The sequence below is a fragment of the Enterococcus sp. AZ048 genome, assembly GCF_051715125.1.
Taxonomy (GTDB): domain Bacteria; phylum Bacillota; class Bacilli; order Lactobacillales; family Enterococcaceae; genus Enterococcus_A; species Enterococcus_A gilvus.
Map to the genome: position 1 here is coordinate 334,847 of NZ_JBIOTD010000002.1, position 19,263 is coordinate 354,109.

The following is a 19,263-nucleotide window of genomic DNA, read 5'->3' on the forward strand; positions in this document are numbered from 1 at the left end:
ATGTATTCAATATGAGGGAGTGGGAAACGTTGTGAAGGGAAATCGAAGAAATATTAGTTATTTGATGTTGGGGCAAGTCATTTCAGTGTTCGGGGGTGCGATCCTGAGATTTGCACTGTCGTTATTTGTATTAGATATTACAGGACGGGCGGATATTTTCGCCACTGTCTTGGCTATCTCAAGTATTCCGGTCTTGTTTGCGCCAATAGGCGGAGCGATCGCTGACCGGTATGACCGTAAAGTGCTGATGGTATTGATGGATGTGTGCAATGCGATCATTGCAGCATTGTTATTTTTAGTTGTTGGGACCTCTCAATCAATTTTTGGCATCGGTCTGCTCATTTTTATTCTCGCGATCATTGGCAGCTTTGATACACCGGTGGTGGGCGCGAGTATTCCTCTATTAGTAGAAGAAAGTGAGCTGGAAAAAATCAACGGGCTATCAAATGGGATTCTGCAATTGTCAAACGTTGTTGCACCGATCATTGGCGGGATCTTCTACGGATTAATGGGCGCGAAACTATTGGTCGCCAGCAGTGTCGTGTTCTTCGTGATCGCAGCGATTATCGAAAGCTTTTTGAAGATTCCTTTTGAAAAACGCGAGAGCTCTTCAGGGACCGTGAGGCAGATTTTGACGGACGATTTAAAGGATGGCTTCAAGGAAGTCAAGAACAATCAAGTGATCTTTAAGTCGATCCTCATCGCAGCCGCAGTGAATTATGTTTTGACGTCTTTCTTTATAGTAGGACTTCCTGTTATTTTACGAATGACCTTACAGGTGAATGACACAATGTACGGTGTTGGGATGGGTGTATTTAGTTTGGCTAGTATTCTTGGAGCCATCTTCGCAGGACCCTTGACGAAGAACGTTACGTTTAGTAATTTTTACCGTGTCTTTACGTATTCTGGGATCGTCCTGCTAGTGACCAATATTCTGCTGAGTATGACCAACGCAACGGTCGGCTTCTTCCTTGTACTGATTATGGAAATCATTATCGGAATGATGGCCAGTGCCATTTCGATCTACTTGATTACGCTGGTCCAACGAATCACGCCGAGGGAAAATTTAGGGAAGGTCATGGCGACCATCGTAGCCGTCGCCCAGTGCGCGGTGCCATTAGGGCAATTATTGATGGGCCTCATCTTTAGAAATTCAGCGGCAAGCGTATTTATCCCTGTCCTGCTTATCAGCGTGCTGGTTCTCCTGATCTCAGGCGTCTGTTATTGGCTGTTTAAAGAAACCAAAGAAAGTGACCTGAATCCAGTGAAAAAGTAGCTGGTAATAAAAGCAAAAACAAGGTGCGACACATTCGTACCTTGTTTTTTTGCGTTTCCGATGCTTTAACCCCCTCGAAGACCGTATAAAGATCGTGTAAAGAAATGGCATCAAGTTTCACACTATCTTTAGGTCTTTTTTTTTATGCTTAGAAGGTAAACAAAGGCCCCTTGATTTAATAAGCGGGGGTAAAAGGAGCGAAATGAAATGACGATTATTTTAGGAATTATCGGACTTCTAGTCATGATCTATCTTTTCTGGTTTTTATTTAAGGGGGAAGAGTTATGAGCAGCATCATCTATCAAGGACTATTTTTCTTGTTTGTTTTATTACTATTAGCGGTGCCGCTGGGCTGGTACATCAAGGAGATCATGCAGGGCGCGATCCCAAAAGGCGTGCGGTTTCTGCAGCCAATCGAGAGAATGTTTTATAAGGTGATCGGTCCCATCAGTAAAAAGGAAATGTCCGCCAAGCGCTACGCGATGACTATTTTACTGCTTAGTTTTTTCTCGGTGGTATTACTGACAGTTCTATTGATGACGCAGCACTTTTTGCCGGGGGGTGCAGCGGTAAAAAATCTTTCATTTCCCTTAGCCGTCAACACGGCTGTAAGTTTTGTGACGAACACGAACTGGCAGGCCTATGCAGGTGAGACGACCTTGTCGAACACGTCTCAAATGTTTGGATTGACTGTACAAAACTTTGTTTCGGCAGGTGTGGGTATCTCTGTTTTAGTGGCGCTGTTGCGAGGAATCTCGCAGGTGAAAAAGAAAGCGTTAGGAAATTTTTGGCAGGATTTGACTCGCAGCTTGGTGTATATTTTGCTTCCGTTGGCGATCGTTTTCGCCGTGTTGCTTATTTCACAGGGAACGGTGCAGTCCTTTCGATCAGGCTTTTCTTATCAGGGGCTAGAGGGAGGAAGCTCGTGGTTACACTTAGGACCGGTGGCTAGTCAAGTGGCGATCAAGCAGCTTGGGACCAATGGCGGCGGTTTCTTCGGAGCCAACTCCGCCTATCCCTTTGAGAATCCGACGATTTTCTCAAACTTTTTAGAAACGATCGCGATCCTATTGATTCCAGCCGCCTTGATTTTTACTTTTGGCTTCTGGGTGAAGGATTGGAAGCAGGGCCGGACGATCATGGTCGTTTCCTTGTTCTTCCTGTTACTTGCGTTTATCGGTGTCGCGATGAGTGAATACTATGGACCAGAATTTGCGCGGGTCCTTGGCTCGGCCAATATGGAAGGAAAAGAGGTACGCTTCGGTGTCGGCTGGTCCAGCTTGTGGTCCGTCGCAACGACTGCCGCCTCCAACGGCTCGGTCAATGCGATGCTAGACAGCTTCACACCATTGGGGGGCGCTATCCCAATGTTCTTGATGCAGTTAGGAGAGATCATCTTCGGCGGTGCCGGCAGCGGTCTTTATGGCATGCTCGCGTTTCTGCTGCTTGCTGTTTTTATCGCTGGACTGCTTGTGGGACGGACGCCAGAATATTTAGGAAAGAAAATCGAAGCTTTTGATATAAAAATGGCGAGTTTAGTTATTTTAACACCCTTGATGCTGACGCTTTTCGGGGCGATGGCCTTAATCCTGCATCCTGAGGTCATGAGCTGGCTGACCAATCGCGGCCCGCATGCATTCAGTGAATTACTTTATGCTGCAACCTCTTTAGCCAATAACAATGGTAGTGCCTTTGGCGGATTAACCGCGGACACCCCATTTTTAAACGGTTTGGGGAGCGTATTGATGACTGTCTCAAGATACCTGCCGATCGTCGCGATCTTGTTCTTGGCTGAAAACATGGGAGGCAAAAAGAAAGCCGCCTTGAGCTCTGGAACCTTGTCGACGGTCAGCCCAACCTTTGTCTCAATGCTGATTATTGTTATTTTAGTGATCGGTTCGTTAAGCTTTTTACCCGCTTTGGCCCTTGGACCAATCGCAGAATTTTTTACACTGAACTAGATGGAGTGAATAAAAATGAAGAAAATCTATCAATGGGCAGTGGGTCAGTCCTTCAAAAAACTAGACCCGCGCCAGCAAATTAAAAATCCGGTGATGTTTGTTGTCTATCTGGGCGCCATCATCACGACCGTATTATGCTTTTACCCCATGCGTGTACCGGTTTGGTTTAGTATCTCTGTGACACTCTTTCTCTGGTTGACCTTGCTCTTTGCCAATTTTGCTGAAGCGGTTGCCGAAGGGCGCGGAAAAGCGCAGGCGGATAGCTTGAAAGAAGCGAAGAAGGAAGTCATGACTTACAAAATCAATCGCTTAGAAGATATTAAGGACGAAAATTTTATCGAGCTTCGTTCCTCTGATTTGAAGCGCGGCGACTTGGTGTACGTCCGTGCCGGAGAACAAATTCCCGCAGACGGTGACGTAATCGAAGGCGCAGCCTCTGTTGATGAAAGTGCCATCACCGGTGAATCGGCACCTGTTATTCGTGAATCTGGCGGCGATAGAAGTGCGGTGACTGGTGGGACAACGGTGGTCTCTGACTATTTGGTGATTCGAGTGACTTCCGAAAATGGGCAATCGTTTTTGGACAAAATGATCGCGATGGTGGAGGGCACCCAACGAAAAAAGACACCGAATGAGATCGGGCTGCAAATTTTTCTGATCACACTGACGATCATTTTCTTAACCGTCTCCATCACGTTAGTTCCCTTTACGGCTTTTAGCAGTCAGTTATCTGGAAAGGGAGAGGCACTATCAATGATCATCGTGATCGCGTTATTGATCTGTCTGGCACCAACGACGATCGGCGCCTTGATTTCCTCTATTGGGATCGCTGGCATGAGCCGTTTGACAAAGGAAAATGTGATTGCTATGAGCGGTCGTGCCATTGAGGCGGCGGGGGACGTCGATGTTCTTTTATTGGATAAAACAGGAACCATTACACTGGGCAATCGACGTGCCAGCGAATTCATCCCCGTCCACGGTGTCAGTGAAGAACAGCTTGCAGACGCTGCGCAGTTGTCCTCCTTGGCAGATGAAACGGCAGAAGGACGAAGCATTGTGATCCTAGCCAAAGAGCGATTCAATCTACGGGAAAGAGCGTTCCAGCAGTCTGAAGTGAAATTTATTGATTTCAGTGCGAAGACGCGGATGAGCGGCATTGATTACCGGGGAGATGTGATTCGCAAAGGTGCGGCGGATACCATGAAAAAATACGTGCAGGCCAACGGCGAAAGCTACCCCGTTGAATGTGATGAGATCGTTGATAAGATTGCGCGATCAGGGGGAACGCCGCTAGTAGTGGTAAAAAATAATCGGGTGATGGGTGTCGTCTACTTGAAGGACATCGTAAAAAATGGCGTCAAAGAAAAATTTGGCGATATGCGCAAAATGGGCATCAAAACTATTATGATCACCGGAGATAATCCCTTGACGGCTGCTGCGATCGCGGCGGAAGCTGGTGTGGATGATTTTCTGGCAGAAGCAACGCCAGAGAACAAGATGGATCTGATTCGTGAATACCAAGAAAAGGGACACCTTGTCGCCATGACAGGAGATGGTACCAACGATGCGCCGGCACTGGCGCAAGCGGATGTGGCGATGGCGATGAACACTGGAACACAGGCCGCCAAGGAAGCGGGGAATATGATCGACCTAGATTCAAGCCCCACGAAGCTGCTGCAGGTCGTTCAAATCGGAAAGCAATTGTTGATGACGCGGGGCGCCTTGACCACGTTTAGTATTGCCAACGATATCGCCAAGTATTTCGCGGTGATACCTGTGTTATTTTATAGCATCTATCCGCAACTGGATCGGTTGAATGTCATGTCATTAGGCAGTCCCTTGACGGCGATTTTATCCGCAGTTATCTACAATGCGGTAGTGATCGTGGCGCTGATCCCACTGGCATTAAAAGGCGTGAAGTATCAAGAAAAGCCGGCGAGTCAAATCTTGCGGCACAATCTACTCGTCTACGGACTAGGAGGGATCATCGCGCCATTTATTTTTATCAAACTAATCGATATGATCCTTTCACTGATCATTTTATAACGAAGGAGCAAGTACAATGAAAAAGAGTATTTTAGGCAGTCTGCGTTTTCTTCTGCTGAGTGTGATCGTTTTTGGCGGGCTCTACACAGCGGCCGTTACTGGGATCGGTCAATTATTTTTTTCAGACCAAGCGAATGGCAGTCAAGTCACAAGGAACAACCAAGTGGTCGGCTCAACACTCATTGGTCAGGAATTCAAGCAAGCCCAGTATTTTTCCGGCCGCAGTGAAAAAGTCAGTCAATTGTCTCCCGTTTCTTCTGAGCAAAAGAACCTAGTCGACGCACGGACCAAAGCCGAGCTGGCAAAAAATCCGACAGAAAAGAATGTTCCAAATGATCTCGTAACGGCTTCAGCCAGCGGCGTCGATCCGAATATCAGTCTAGAGGCGGCGGAATTCCAAGTTTCGCGAATCTCCAAAGAACGAAAGGTGAGTCAGCAGAGCATTCGTACTATAATAGAAGAAAACAGTCAAAAGGATTGGTTTTCTGACCGTCATTATGTCAATGTTTTGCAGTTGAACTTAGCATTAGATAAACTGTAAGTAGCAGAACAAGCAATTCTCTGACCGCGCTCAATGGTTAGGGAATTGTTGTGGGAGAAAGGGGGACGCTGATGGAAGAGGAAAACAAACAATTAGGAGACGCCCGACGCGGCCGTTTGCGTGTGTTTTTCGGTTTCGCGGCAGGGGTTGGGAAAACCTACGGAATGCTGGCGGAGGCGCATGAATTGTTGCTGATGGGAAAAAATGTGGTGGTGGGCTACGTTGAACCCCATGACCGACCAGATACCAATCGCCTACTAGAAGGATTGCCGCAGATCCCCCCGAAGAAAATTCATTATAAGGAAATCCTGTTAAATGAGCCGGATATTGATGAAATCATTCGGCAAAAACCGGAGATCGTTTTGATCGATGAACTGGCCCACACGAATGCGATAGGCTCGCGAAACCGCAAACGGTATCAGGACGTTGATGAATTGCTGAATGCGGGAATCGATGTGTTCACGACTGTCAATGTGCAGCACATCGAAAGCTTGAACGATATCGTTGAAGAGGTGACGGGGATCGAAGTGAAAGAGACAGTTCCCGATACCTTTCTACAACAAGCAACGATCAAGGTCATAGATGTGGAGCCGGATGAATTGATCGAGCGTCTCGAGCAGGGAAAAATCTACGCCAACGAAAATGCGAAACGGGCGTTACAAAATTTCTTCATTCCCCAAAAATTAGACCAGCTGCGAGGGCTGGCAATCCAGCGTGCCTCTGACCATATCAATCGGATCAGCGGTAAACGAACCGGAATCCAAAATAAATTACTAACGGTGGTAAATGATACGTTTCCTAAAATGACTGAAAAATGCATTCGCTGGACCGCTCGTTTGGCGCAAGGACTAGGCGCGGAATGGACAGTGATCCAAGTACGTTTGCAGGACGATACACCCACCAATATCCCTTTAGCTGAAAAGCTTGGGGCGGAAGTGATCAGCATCGAGGAAGAGGACAGCTTTGAGACCATCGTGGAGTTCGCAAAAATGACCGGTGTGACTGACATCATTATGGGAAAGAATCTGCGGCAGCCTTGGTACGAGAAGCTGTTTACGGAAGCCTTTGATGATCGGTTGCTGCGGCGGTTGAGCGACACAGAATTGCACTTGATCCCCTTTAATGAGGAAAAACATTCCTTGTTTTTTAAAACACGCAAAGTCATTGAGGGCGGCGGAAAAGATCTAGGAATCGCGATCGGCGGTGTTTTTTTAGCAACGATCGTGACGGAGCTGATGAAATACATCCATGTGGGTGATCAAAACTTGATGCTTGTCTATATCTTCTTTATCTTGCTTGTGGCACGCACGACTTCAGGTTATTTTTGGAGTGCCTTGTCCTCGATTTTGAGCGTGCTATCCTTCAACTGGTTTTTTGTCGCACCGCTGTATTCACTGACGGTTTATAAGCAGGGCTACCCCATCACACTCGTCATCATGTTCGTGGTGGCGCTGATGATCAGTAATCTTATGGTTCGATTAAAAAAACAAGCGGAGAGCGCCATGGAGAAAGAACATCAAATGGAGATCCTCTATGAATTAAACAAGCAATATGTTTTGGCGGAGAGCCGGCAGCAGATTCTCGATATTTCTGCGACGTATTTGTCCAGACTGCTGGAACGAGAAGTGATCATTTTTGATCGTCAGGCCAAATTGGAGAGCAATCACCGAGTGGATCAGCGCCCGTCCCTCTTGGATACGAAGGACGAAGCAGCGGTGGCCTTTTGGTCTGCAAAAAATCAAAAGGAAGCCGGTAATGGAACGGACACCTTGATCGGGGCAAAAGGTTTTTATTTACCGATCGTCGCTAGCGGAAAAACATTGGCTGTTTTAGGGATCGAACGAAACGCGGGTCTTGAATTAGAAAACGATCAGTTGAATTATTTGAAGCTGGTTTTGACGCAGATCGCTGTTATTTTAGAACAAACAGAATTGAAGGACGAAAAAGAACAGGTCGAATTAGAGAATGAGCGGGAAAAAGTCCGCAGCAATTTGCTTCGTGCAGTTTCCCATGATTTGAGAACGCCCTTAACTGTTATTTCTGGAATTGCCGAAACCTTAGGTGCCGGGAATGAATTAAAAGAAGAAACACGAAAAAAACTGTTAAGTGACATCCAGGAAGAGTCGCAATGGCTGATTCGTATGGTGGAGAATTTGTTATCTATCACGCGTATCAATATGGACACGATGAAGGTGACGAAAACAGCGGAACCGGTAGAGGAAATCATTGAGGCGGTGTATAAGCATCTAAAAAAAGTCTATCCTGAAGGACAAGTGGCGGTCCAATTGCCAGATGACGTGATTTTCATCCAAGCAGACCCTATTTTGATCGAGCAAGCACTCTTCAACCTTGTAGAAAATGCTTTCCGACATGGTGAGAAGGAGCAACCAGTAAAGCTGACTGTTTATCAAGAACAGGGGCAAACGGTTTTTGAGATTGAGAATCACGGGGAAATCCCACTGAAGCAATTTCAAAAAATCCAGTCGAATCTTTCCAGCGCAAATGAAGTGTCGGTGGATTCCAAAAATGGGCTGGGGATCGGATTAAGCATCGTAAAGACGATCATTCACGCCCACAACGGAAAAATGACCATCGATGTAAAGGAAGGCAAGACGCTTGTTAGAATTTATTTGAAATGAGGAAAGGCTATGAACCCATCTATTTTACTGATTGAAGATGATCCGAATATCACGGATTTTATGGAAGTCGTTTTGGATCAAGCGAGGTATCAACTGACGATCGCGCGTACTGGAATGGAGGCGTTGACGGCTTTTCAGACGACCGCTATTGATTTGGTGCTGCTGGATCTAGGGTTGCCGGACATTGATGGCATGGACCTGCTGAAGATCCTTCGCAAGCGAATGGAGCTGCCGATCGTGATCATCTCAGCTAGGAACAATGAAGAAGAAAAGGTAAAAGCTTTAGATCTAGGCGCGGATGATTATGTCACTAAACCCTTTGGCACCAACGAACTGCTTGCCCGTATTCGTACGGCTCTTCGACATAAAAATACGCAAGCAGCGACTTCTCCAATAATAGAAAATAACACGTTGTCGATTGATTTTGAAAAGCAGCTAGTCTACAAAGACGGACAAGAGATTCATCTGACGAAAAACGAATACCGAATTTTGGCGTTGATGTTTCGTCAATTAGGAAAAGTCGTGACGTACCAAACGTTGATGACAGAAGTCTGGGGGCCTTATAGCAACGACTCCCAAACGTTGCGGGTGAATATGTCGAATATCCGAAAAAAAATCGAGACGGACACATTGAAACCTGAATACTTAGTCACGGAGATCGGTGTAGGCTATCGACTCCGAGACCATCGCACCGACCGATAGCCTACTTCAAAAAAACAGGGATCTCTGCATGAGTGGAGATTCCTTTTTTGTGTGGAGAAAAGTTGGACTTTATTTAAAATTAGAGGATTTTCTATAAAAAAAGCATAATATAAATACTGTTATTCAAGTTATTCTCTTTACAGATATCAAAGAAAAGAGGAATACACTTGAAAAGAAAAGCCCTTCTATTTTCGACCTGTTTGCTTTTCGCTGTACCACTGGCGCCTGCAATGAACGTAAAAGCAGTGATGACAGAGGAAACACCAATAACTGCTGCGCAAGCAACATGGGCAAATACAAATAACATCACATTTACCGATGCTTTTTCTCTATTTAATTCGGGCGTTGCGAAGTTGCCTTTAGGCAAGCCCGTAAAAGTATCCGCGACCGTCTCTTTTTCAGGAGACATTGAAGCGATCCGTCAGGCACAGATAGCATTCGAGAATGTTGGCCAAGGTATACAAATCGACTATGATTCAATCCTTCAATTTAACGAAAATCAAAAGCAAGCGCAGTTCAGCTTTTTTATTACACTGATCGAACCGATCCCCAACAGTGAGACGCGCCTGTTCACTGTAAAAGTAGCCGATAATCGCCCTGGAGATACGAACCATTTAACGCCATACAGCCAACGCCAAACCGTGATCGAAGACAAATCCTACGTTTCGCATGACAGCACTCCGCCTGTACTCGTTCCTCCTACGACCGAGCCAAGCACGGAACCAAGCACGGAACCAAGTACAGAGCCAAGCACGGAACCAAGTACAGAACCAAGCACGGAACCAAGCACAGAACCAAGTACAGAACCAAGTACCGAGCCAAGCACAGAGCCAAGCACCAAGCCAAGTACGGAGCCAAGCACAGAGCCAAGTACAGAGCCAAGTACGGAACCAAGTACGGAACCAAGTACCGAACCAAGTACCGAATCAAGTAAAAAACCAAGTCAAAAGCCGAGCACCAAGCCTACAGAATCGGTTCCTTCTGAAAAAACCGAATCAAGCGTTACGGAAGTCCCAGTAAAAAACACTGTTCAGGTACATAGATCCTCGCTAGAAAGAGTGAATGAACGGTCAGTAAATCCTCATCTGGTGCAGAAGGAGAGGAATAAAGAATCGACTTCTTCTTATCGAATGCTGCCAAAGACTGGCGAAGCACTTTCAGATAGATTGCTGGTACTCGGAGGGATGTTTAGTTTACTCGGAGCACTCCTATTGGTGATCAAGCGTAAATCTTAAGCACGTCTTTACTAAGCCGACTTTTAGTCGGTTTTTTTGATTGGAATCGTTCACAATGATTGAAGGATAATGGCAAAATTGTTAAAGCGCTTAATTGTAATTATTTTAAATTGTGAAGTTACAAAATCAACTGTTAATGATTATCTTTCTCATTTAAGCGTTTCTTTTTTCAATTAAAGAATCAGAGTAGTACTCTTTTATTGAAGAAAGATGGAGGCGCAAAGGTATGAGTAATCGGAAGAAATTTTTGTCAACAGCGATGGTTGGACTCGTCGCACTAATTTTGGAATTTGGTTTCCATCAAAGCCAATGGGCATTTTGGCTGGTTTCGATCATTGGAGGAATAATGACGATCTCTATGCTGGTCGGGATGATCCAAACCTTGCGTTCAGGGAAATATGGCGTGGACATTTTGGCGATCACAGCGATCGTCGCGACATTGCTTGTTGGAGATTACTGGGCAAGTCTCGTTGTGCTGATCATGTTGACTGGCGGAGACAGCTTAGAGGATTATGCCAGCCATCAGGCCAGCCGCGAACTGCGTTCGCTTTTAGACAACTCGCCGCAGGTGGCCCATAGAGTAACAGGAGAAACGATTGACGATCTTGCGGTGGAGGACGTTCAGGTAGGCGAGTTGATTTTAGTGAAACCGGGAGAACTGGTGCCGGTAGATGGTCGGGTCGTTGCGGGAGAATCGTTTGTGGATGAGTCGTCATTGACAGGCGAGTCTAAACCCATTGAAAAGAAAGCTAACGATGAGCTGATGTCTGGATCGATCAATGGTGACGCAGCATTGCGGTTCAAAGTAACAAAGGCCGCAAAAGACAGTCAATACCAAACGTTAGTAAAACTGGTCAAAGAATCCGAAGCACAGCCTGCTCATTTTGTTCGACTGGCCGATCGGTATGCGGTGCCCTTCACCTTGATTGCGTATGTTATCGGTGGCGTCGCGTGGTTTGTATCAAAAGATCCTGTCCGTTTCGCAGAGGTGCTAGTCGTTGCGTCACCCTGTCCGTTGATTTTGGCGGCACCGGTGGCTTTAGTGGCGGGGATGAGCCGCTCGAGCCGTAATGGGATCGTCGTAAAAACAGGAACGACGATTGAAAAATTAGCACGGGCAAAAAGTGTGGCCTTTGACAAAACAGGGACACTGACAGAAGGAAAACTATCGGTCGACACGATTCATCCGACTTCAAAGGACTATTCCAAAGAGGCGCTGATCGCGTATGCAGCAAGCGGGGAACAAGAGTCTAGCCACATTTTAGCGCGTTCGCTTGTCACCTACGCCAAAGACCAAAAAATGACCTTGTACCCAGTTTCAGAGTTAGAAGAGGTCACGGGTCAAGGGATTCAAGCTATCGTTGAGGGCAAAAAGATTCGCGTTGGGAAAGCGGCTTTCGCAGGATCAGCGGTGTCCTTGAGCAAAGAAAAAACAGCCGTATTCGTTTCTATCGAAGGTGAGTCCATCGGTTACATCACCTTCACAGACGTTGTTCGCAAGGAATCCGCCGAAACGATCAAGGCGCTGACGGAACTAGGCATCAAGAAAACCATCATGCTGACGGGAGATCACCAAGTTATTGCAGATCAAATTGCTCGCGAAGTAGGGATCACTGAAGTCCACGCAGAATGTTTGCCAGAAGAGAAAATTAACGTTATTAAAACCTTGAGTGAAGCGGACCGCCCAGGAATCATGGTGGGCGATGGGGTCAACGATGCCCCGGCATTAGCCGTTGCTGATATCGGTATCGCTATGGGTGCCCATGGATCAACTGCGGCAAGTGAAAGTGCAGATGCGGTTATTTTAAAGGATGATTTAAGTCGTGTGTCAGAAGCGGTTCGACTCTCTCAAGACACGATGCGCATCGCACGTCAATCCGTCCTTATAGGGATCGTCATTTGTGTAATACTAATGCTGATCGCAAGCACAGGTGTTATTCCTGCATTAATGGGTGCGGCGCTACAAGAAGTGATCGATACCGTATCGATTTTATCAGCCTTGAGAGCACGTAAAGACAACTAAAAAAACGCAAATCTCTAGATTTAGGGGTTTGCGTTTTTTTTTAGCAGCAGACTCAATTCTTAAAATAACGATTTTGCAGTGTGATCAAGTTTCAAATACAAAAAAAATCTATTCAAATTCTGTTATTCGACTGTAGGCGTATTAAAAAGAAAACTTTATGCATAGATTGATTTGTTTTCAAAAGCATATAAAGACCGTTCCAATTTCTTCTATATAATTGACCGAATGAATGGGAAAAATGAGTTAAAAATGGCGTACAAATAAAGTGAAATAATTATTTTGAAAGATTGCGCAATAATTTGCAATCTAATTTATTTGAAAGCGTTTTTCGTTATGATACACTTATTTCAGAAGTTCATTTGCGCAGGGATTTCTAGTAGAAGAAGGGTGACTTTTTGTGTCATTTAAACCAAGTTACAGCTTTTTGCAAGACCGTTGTTTCTATGTTTAAGAACGATAATTAGCATAAAGGAGCGAGGTGTTTACACGTGTTTTCTTTTCAAGAACGATCAAACATGATTCAAAAATTAAGCAATCAGACGTATGATCTAGTGATTATCGGCGGCGGGATAACAGGAGCAGGGGTCGCTTTGCAGGCGGCAGCTTCAGGACTCTCAGTGGCATTGCTAGAAATGCAGGACTTTGCGGAAGGAACGTCTTCAAGATCGACCAAACTTGTCCATGGAGGACTCCGCTATCTTAAAACGTTTGATGTCGAGGTGGTTGCCGACACCGTAAGTGAACGAGCCATTATTCAAGGAATTGCCCCGCACATTCCAAAAGCAGACCCGATGATTTTACCTATTTTTGATGAACCAGGTTCCACCTTCAACATGTTTTCGATCAAAGTGGCGATGGCTCTTTATGACCATCTAGCAGGGATCACAGGCGGCCAATACGCGAACTATATGTTGAGTAAAGAAGAAATCTTAGAACGAGAACCGCAGTTAGAAGAAAAAGGGCTGCTGGGGGGCGGTGTTTATTTAGATTATCGGAACAACGACGCCCGATTGGTCATTGAGAATATCAAACGCGCAGTGTCAGATGGAGCCATAGCGGTGAGTCGGATGGAGGTTGAAGAGATCCTTCACGACGATCAAGGAAACGTATCTGGGGTAAAAGCCAAAGATCTATTGAATGAACAAGTCGTATCAATCACTAGTAAACTGGTGATCAATACAGCAGGCCCTTGGTCTGATTTTGTAAATAAGCTGGATAAGGAAATCGACCATCAGCCGCACATGCGTCCAACAAAAGGGGTCCATTTAGTCGTAGACGGCGAGAAATTAAAGGTTCCGCAGCCTACGTATTTTGATACAGGTGAAAATGACGGCCGCATGATTTTTGTGATCCCTAGAGAAAGCAAAACGTATTTCGGGACGACGGACACGGATTATGAAGGCGATTACAACCATCCGAGGGTAGAAAAATCTGATGTGGACTATCTATTGAAGATCGTCAATCGCCGGTATCCTGACGCGAAGCTTACGATTCAAGACATTGAAGCTGCTTGGGCAGGATTACGTCCTTTGATCAGCGAAGCAGGCGGCGATTACAACGGAACAAAAAAAGAAAAAATCAGCGACGAAAACTTTGAAAAAATCATTCGTGCAGCAGATGACTATAAAAATGGCAAACAGTCGCGACCGAAAGTTGAAAAAACGATCGCCGATGCAGCCAAGGAAGAACCTAAAGACAACCCTTCAGCGGTGTCTCGCGGCAGTGATCTGACGATCGCCAAAGATGGGTTACTGATTCTATCAGGCGGGAAGCTGACGGACTATCGGTTGATGGCGGCTGGCGCGATGAAGAAAATCGTGGCTCTATTGCCTGACAATACTATTGAAGTCATAGATTCTGAAAAATACCCTGTTTCTGGCGGTGACCTCGATCCAAAACAAGTGGATCAGGAACTCGACAGCCTTGCGAAAAAAGGGGAAGCGCTAGGGTTACCTGAGGAAGACGCGAAATATTTAGCTGAGTTATATGGATCAAATGCAAAAAAAGTGTTTGCACTGAAGGATCAAGGTGCTTTTGATGGCCTCACCTTAGCAGAGTCCATGTCCTTACGGTACGCGATGGCGGAAGAGATGACCTTGACCCCCGTGGATTACTTGTTGCGGCGAACCAACTATATGCTCTTTATCAGCCACCGGTTGATGGAGATCAAAGAGGCAGTCGTGGATGCGATGGCGGAGGTCTTCGAGTGGGATGCACAAACAAAGGAAGCGTATCAAAGGGAACTAGAAGAGCAGATCAGAGAAACACAATTAACGGATTTAAAGAAGTAAAAAACATATAAAAGGAGTGGGAACATGGAGTCTTATATCATGTCAATCGATCAAGGAACAACGTCAAGCAGGGCAATCGTTTTCGACAAAGCAGGTAAGGAGGTAAGTTCTTCTCAAAAAGAATTTACGCAGCATTTTCCAAAACCAGGCTGGGTAGAGCATGATGCAAACGAGATTTGGAACTCGGTACAATCAGTCATCGCCGGAGCATTGATCGAAGGCGGATTGAAGCCAAGCCAAATCGAAGGAATCGGAATCACGAACCAACGTGAAACAACGGTCATTTGGGAAAAAGAAACAGGGCACCCGATCTACAATGCGATCGTCTGGCAATCAAAACAAACAAGCGACATTGCGGACGACTTGAAGGAGCAAGGCCATTCTGAAATGATCCAGAAGAAGACAGGATTATTGATCGACTCCTACTTCTCAGCCACCAAAGTGAAATGGATCTTAGATCATGTCGATGGTTCACGTGAACGTGCGAAAAAGGGTGAGCTGTTATTCGGTACGATCGACACTTGGCTCGTATGGAAATTGACAGGCGGAAAGGTCCATGTTTCTGACTACACAAATGCCAGCCGTACCATGCTTTATAACATTTATGACTTGGAATGGGATCAAGAAATTTTGGACTTATTAGATATTCCGAGAGAGATGCTGCCAGAAGTAAAATCAAATTCTGAAATTTACGGACACACTGAGGACTATCATTTCTACGGCAATCAAGTACCGATCGGCGGAATGGCCGGAGACCAACAAGCGGCGTTAGTCGGTCAATTGGCGTTCGATAAAGGAATGGTCAAAAATACCTATGGCACAGGGGCCTTTATCGTCATGAATACAGGTGAAAAGCCGATCCTTTCTGAAAACGGGTTATTGACGACGATCGGGTATGGGATCGATGGAAAAGTGACCTATGCCATCGAAGGAAGTATCTTCGTAGCCGGCTCGGCGATCCAATGGCTGCGTGATGGGTTAAGAATGTTCAATAACGCGCCAGAATCAGAGGATTATGCGAAACGTGTCGACAGCAGTGAAAATGTATATGTCGTTCCTGCATTTACAGGGCTGGGCGCTCCTTACTGGGATCAGCAGGCTCGAGGGGCGATCTTCGGCTTGACACGCGGAACAACGAAAGAGCACTTTATCCGTGCAACATTAGAATCACTGGCCTATCAAACGGCCGATGTCGTGAATACGATGGCGAAAGATTCTGGCACAGACATCAAGTTGTTACGTGTCGATGGCGGCGCATCGAAGAATGATTTATTGATGCAATTCCAAGCTGACATTCTTCAAACACCAGTAGAACGTGCGCCTTATTTGGAAACGACCGCTTTGGGAGTAGCGTATCTTGCCGGATTAGCTGTCGGCTACTGGAAAGACATAGATGAAATCAAGAAATTCGCAGCAGATGGTCAACGTTTTGACCCTTCAATGGATAAAGAAGTTACCGATGATCTTTACGAAGGTTGGCAAGAAGCCGTACAGGCGACCATGCAATACAAACATAAACCAAAAGAAAACTAATTCAATTCGTCAGCTGCGCAGCATGTAAAGTTGTGCAGCTGATATAAGAATAAAAATTAAGGGGATGAGTTTATGGACACAAGTATGTCAACGCAGGTAATTGGAGAAATTATTGGGACCATGGTTTTAGTATTATTAGGTGACGGTGTCGTTGCAGGTGTAAGCTTGCGTAAAACAAAAGCAGAAGGCGCGGGCTGGATCGCGATCACTCTAGGCTGGGGCGCAGCGGTTACGATCGGTGCCTACGCGGCGGGGTATATGTCCTTTGCCCATTTGAATCCTGCTGTAACGATCGGAATGGCGATCGCCGGAAAAATCGGTTGGGATATGGTCGTTCCATACATCATAGGTCAAATGATCGGTGCAATCATTGGTGCAGTTCTTGTTTATATTCATTACTATCCGCATTGGAAAGAAACCAAAGATCAAGCGACCATTCTCGGTGTATTCTCTACTGGCCCAGCGATCCGAAGCTTAGGCGCCAATCTTATCAGTGAAATTATCGGTACCTTCATGTTAGTGTTTGCGTTGCTGACATTTGGCATGGGTAAATTTGGCGATGGACTGAATCCAATCGCTGTTGGTATTTTAATCTTAGTTATCGGGCTGTCTTTAGGTGGAACCACCGGGTATGCGATCAATCCTGCCCGTGACTTAGGTCCGCGGATCGCCCACGCATTTTTGCCGATTCCAAATAAAGGAGACTCTGACTGGGGCTACTCTTGGGTACCTGTAGTCGGTCCGATCATCGGCGGTATTTTAGCAGCATTGTTATTTATGGCGTTGCCAATTTAAGTTTGTTTAGGGTAATAGGACACGTTCTATTACCCTACTATTTTTAATACCTGTGTCTGCGGCCTCTGTAGAAGTGGATCGTGGACAAAAAAAGGGATTTGTTCTACGGTTAAGGAGGAACAAATACTTTGAAGTGAATAAGGAGGAAGAGCAAGTGAAAAAAATTATCAATGATCCAAAGAATGTTGTGGAAGAAATGGTCAGTGGATTAGTTGGCGCATATCCAAATTATGTAAAGCAAGTACCGGAAACATTAGTTGTTGCACGTAGTGATGAGTATGATCAAGTGGCATTGGTCAGCGGCGGCGGAAGCGGTCATGAACCTTCTCATGCAGGGTTTGTTGGGGATGGTATGTTAAGTGCCGCAGTTTGTGGTCAGGTCTTCACTTCGCCAACTCCCGATCAAATCCATGAAGCCATCAAAGCAACCGATAAAGGCAAAGGCACATTAATGATCGTTAAAAATTATTCAGGTGATGTCATGAATTTTGATATGGCAAAGGATTTGGCAGAAATGGACGATATTGAAGTCGATTCTGTTCTGGTAGATGATGACATTGCTGTAGAAGACAGTACCTATACACAAGGTCGGCGCGGTGTGGCTGGGACCGTTTTGGTTCATAAAATTTTAGGTGCCATGGCCCGTGAAGAAAAATCCGTTTCTGAATTGGCGAGCTACGGAAAAGCGTTAGTAGAAGATATAAAAACAGTCGGTATCGCGTTATCTGGAGCGACTGTTCCAGAAGTGGGCAAACCAGGATTTGTTTTAGCAGATGACGAAATCGAGTTTGGTGTAGGAATCCATGGGGAACCTGGGTATCGCCGTGAAAAGATCAAACCTTCTCATGCGATCGCCGAAGAGATCATCAGTAAATTGAAGGCAGAATTCAAGTGGCAAGAAGGCGATAAATACGGATTATTTGTTAACGGGATGGGCGCAACGCCATTGATGGAGCTGTTCATTTTATTCAATGACAGTAAAAAGATTTTGGCAGAAGACGGCCTCGATCTTGCTTTCAGTAAGGTTGGAAACTACATGACTTCGTTGGAGATGGCCGGAGCATCCATCACGATGATCAAATTAGACGACGAACGTGTGCGCTTATTGAATGAACCCGTTCACACGATTGCTTGGTAAAAAGAGCTGTTAGCTGGAACAAATAACGATCGAAATGCTGTACAAAAGAGTATCCAAGGAGGCCCATTATGTTTACACCAGATAATTTACGAAAAACCTTAGAACTATTCAATGAAAAAATCCAGATCAAGAAAGACTATTTAAGCGAACTCGATACACCGATCGGCGATGGCGACCATGGAAACAATATGGCTCGCGGGATGGACGCGGTGATGGCTGCGGATCTGTCTGGAGAATTGCCGGACATTTTGAAGGCGACTGCTATGGCGTTGATCAGCAAAGTCGGCGGGGCATCAGGTCCTCTTTACGGGACAGCAATGATGGAAATGATGAAAGCCAGCAAAGAATCAAGTGAACCAGAAATCTTACTAAATGCCGCCATTGCGGGGATCGAAAAACGAGGCAATTCAAAACCTGGTGAAAAAACGATGCTTGATCTATGGGTGCCCGCAGTAGAAAACTTGAACAATGGAACGTTGAATCCAGCAACACTTGAGATCTTAGTCGAAAAAACAAAAAATATCAAAGCAACAAAAGGACGGGCTTCTTATGTCGGTGAACGGTCAATCGGACACATTGATCCCGGCGCCATGTCCTCTGCATATTTATTTGAATCCATGATCGAGGCAGGTGTTTTTAATGACTAGAGGCGTAGTATTGGTATCACACACAAAAGAAATTCCCGAAGGACTGAAACGGTTGATCGGTGAAGTCGCAAAAGATGTTCCCGTTACGACTGCCGGAGGGTTAGAAGACGGCGGCATCGGCACATCCATGGAACGGATCTCTCAAGCGATCGAAGAAAATTCCGCAGACGAGCTCCTTGCTTTTTACGACCTTGGTAGTGCCAAAATGAATTTAGAAATGGCCATCGAAATGACCGAAAAAAAAGTGACGCTCTTTGATACCGCTTTGGTTGAAAGTGCGTACACTGCCTGTGCATTACTGGTAGCAGATGTCGGAGAAGCCGATATCGAAACGCAACTCGCTGCTTTAAAAGTAAAATAGAAACCCGTTATTCGAGGAGAAGTCAGTGTGAACTGGCTTCTTTTTTTTGTTGTATCGATGTGCCTACAAAAACTG

Annotated in this window: 14 protein-coding genes; all 14 read left to right on the forward strand. The window is 45.6% G+C overall.

Annotation, left to right across the window (positions count from 1 at the left end):
* Positions 1-31 precede the first annotated feature (31 nt).
* The 14 genes from IGI66_RS15510 (at position 32) to dhaM (ending at position 19,188) form a co-directional block, all read left to right on the forward strand.
* Positions 32-1,276, forward strand: coding sequence for an MFS transporter (locus tag IGI66_RS15510; protein WP_438849502.1), 1,245 nt, complete (start codon positions 32-34; stop codon positions 1,274-1,276).
* Positions 1,277-1,560: 284 nt separating this feature from the next.
* On the forward strand, positions 1,561-3,237 hold the full coding sequence (gene kdpA, locus IGI66_RS15515) for a potassium-transporting ATPase subunit KdpA (RefSeq protein ID WP_438849503.1): 1,677 nt from the start codon (positions 1,561-1,563) through the stop codon (positions 3,235-3,237).
* 15 nt (positions 3,238-3,252) lie between these two features.
* Positions 3,253-5,283, forward strand: coding sequence for a potassium-transporting ATPase subunit KdpB (gene kdpB / locus IGI66_RS15520; RefSeq protein WP_438849504.1), 2,031 nt, complete (start codon positions 3,253-3,255; stop codon positions 5,281-5,283).
* A gap of 16 nt (positions 5,284-5,299) precedes the next feature.
* Complete coding sequence (locus IGI66_RS15525; protein WP_438849505.1) at positions 5,300-5,824, forward strand: potassium-transporting ATPase subunit C; 525 nt, start codon at positions 5,300-5,302, stop codon at positions 5,822-5,824.
* A 71-nt stretch (positions 5,825-5,895) separates the two neighbouring features.
* Positions 5,896-8,463 (forward strand): DUF4118 domain-containing protein, encoded by a 2,568-nt coding sequence (locus IGI66_RS15530; RefSeq protein ID WP_431378506.1) that lies wholly within the window; start codon positions 5,896-5,898, stop codon positions 8,461-8,463.
* Between the two features lie 9 nt (positions 8,464-8,472).
* Entirely contained in the window at positions 8,473-9,165 is a 693-nt protein-coding gene (locus IGI66_RS15535) for a response regulator transcription factor (RefSeq protein ID WP_086304914.1), read from the forward strand.
* A gap of 167 nt (positions 9,166-9,332) precedes the next feature.
* Positions 9,333-10,400 (forward strand): LPXTG cell wall anchor domain-containing protein, encoded by a 1,068-nt coding sequence (locus IGI66_RS15540; protein ID WP_438849506.1) that lies wholly within the window; start codon positions 9,333-9,335, stop codon positions 10,398-10,400.
* A 226-nt stretch (positions 10,401-10,626) separates the two neighbouring features.
* A complete protein-coding gene (locus tag IGI66_RS15545) occupies positions 10,627-12,423 on the forward strand; it encodes a heavy metal translocating P-type ATPase (protein ID WP_438849507.1) in 1,797 nt (598 codons plus the stop codon).
* A gap of 488 nt (positions 12,424-12,911) precedes the next feature.
* Positions 12,912-14,714 (forward strand): type 1 glycerol-3-phosphate oxidase, encoded by a 1,803-nt coding sequence (glpO, locus tag IGI66_RS15550; RefSeq protein WP_438849508.1) that lies wholly within the window; start codon positions 12,912-12,914, stop codon positions 14,712-14,714.
* A gap of 24 nt (positions 14,715-14,738) precedes the next feature.
* A complete protein-coding gene (glpK, locus tag IGI66_RS15555; RefSeq protein WP_086304907.1) occupies positions 14,739-16,247 on the forward strand; it encodes a glycerol kinase GlpK in 1,509 nt (502 codons plus the stop codon).
* A gap of 72 nt (positions 16,248-16,319) precedes the next feature.
* A complete protein-coding gene (locus IGI66_RS15560) occupies positions 16,320-17,042 on the forward strand; it encodes an MIP/aquaporin family protein (RefSeq protein ID WP_010779236.1) in 723 nt (240 codons plus the stop codon).
* Positions 17,043-17,196: 154 nt separating this feature from the next.
* On the forward strand, positions 17,197-18,180 hold the full coding sequence (dhaK, locus tag IGI66_RS15565) for a dihydroxyacetone kinase subunit DhaK (RefSeq protein WP_438849509.1): 984 nt from the start codon (positions 17,197-17,199) through the stop codon (positions 18,178-18,180).
* 68 nt (positions 18,181-18,248) lie between these two features.
* A complete protein-coding gene (gene dhaL, locus IGI66_RS15570; RefSeq protein ID WP_010779238.1) occupies positions 18,249-18,827 on the forward strand; it encodes a dihydroxyacetone kinase subunit DhaL in 579 nt (192 codons plus the stop codon).
* Positions 18,820-19,188: a dihydroxyacetone kinase phosphoryl donor subunit DhaM gene (gene dhaM, locus IGI66_RS15575; protein ID WP_438849510.1), complete on the forward strand. Its 369-nt coding sequence runs from the start codon at positions 18,820-18,822 to the stop codon at positions 19,186-19,188. The genes dhaL and dhaM overlap by 8 nt, the downstream gene beginning before the upstream one ends.
* Positions 19,189-19,263: the final 75 nt, after the last annotated feature.